The organism is Vibrio sp. 970, from assembly GCF_033339075.1.
Map to the genome: position 1 here is coordinate 1 of NZ_JAWOTW010000170.1, position 852 is coordinate 852.

Sequence of the window (852 nt, forward strand, 5' to 3'; positions counted from 1 at the left end):
GCTGCGTAAGCATCAGCCTGATCCAAATAAGTTAGCGGCCAAAGCGCGTCTAGAGCGTGAAGTCAAAGCTAAGCGAGACTCCTTGAAAGCGGTGGGCAAGTACGATGATTCGCAACGCACGGGTTACTCAGGTGTGATGCAGTCATTAGCAAAATTGGGCAACCAAGAAATCTCTTTATCCGAAATTCGCATCAACAACAACATCTTGGATTTAAAAGGCTTAGCGAAAGCTCCGAGTTCAGTGCCGAGTTGGGTAAGCCAGTTCAAGAATGAGATCAGTCTTGTTGGGAGAACATTTGACGACGTGAAAATCGGTCGCAATGAGAAAGACATAGTGACGTTTGAGTTGAAAACGCGCGAGGATAAAGATAAATGAACGAATTCTGGAGCTCATTAGAAGAGCGCTTTGGAGACATGAGCGCGCGCGAGAAAATGCTGGTGGCGCTGTGTGGCTTCGTGACTGTAGTTATGTTGCTGTTTACGTTGGTGCTAGAACCTAAGCTCAATCAGATCTCAAACAATGAAAGACAGCTGAGTAACTTAAAGCAGTCAAACCAAAAAACAGAAATTGATATTTTACGGGTTAAGGCTCAATTGAAGAAAGATCCAAACGCAGATATTGATTTGGAAATTTCCAACCTGTTGACGGAAAGTCAGCATCTTTCGATGCAGTTGTCGCAAATTATTGAACACTTGGTAACGCCTTCACAAATGGCGGGCGTATTAGAGAGCGTATTAGAGCAGCAAAGTGGCATTCACTTGGTGTCATTGCAGACTCTGCCATCTGAGCCGATCACAGAAGATAAAGAAGCATCACAATACTCTGGCTACTACGTACACCCAGTACGCATG

1 protein-coding gene and 1 pseudogene are annotated in these 852 nt (G+C 44.7%); both read left to right on the forward strand.

The window, feature by feature from the left end; genetic code table 11:
* Positions 1-376: pseudogene (locus R7Q11_RS25475) on the forward strand (MSHA biogenesis protein MshI); the annotation flags it as partial.
* A partial coding sequence (gene gspM, locus R7Q11_RS25480) for a type II secretion system protein GspM (protein WP_225466912.1) occupies positions 373-852 on the forward strand: 480 nt, incomplete at its 3' end. The pseudogene R7Q11_RS25475 and the gene gspM, both read left to right, overlap by 4 nt.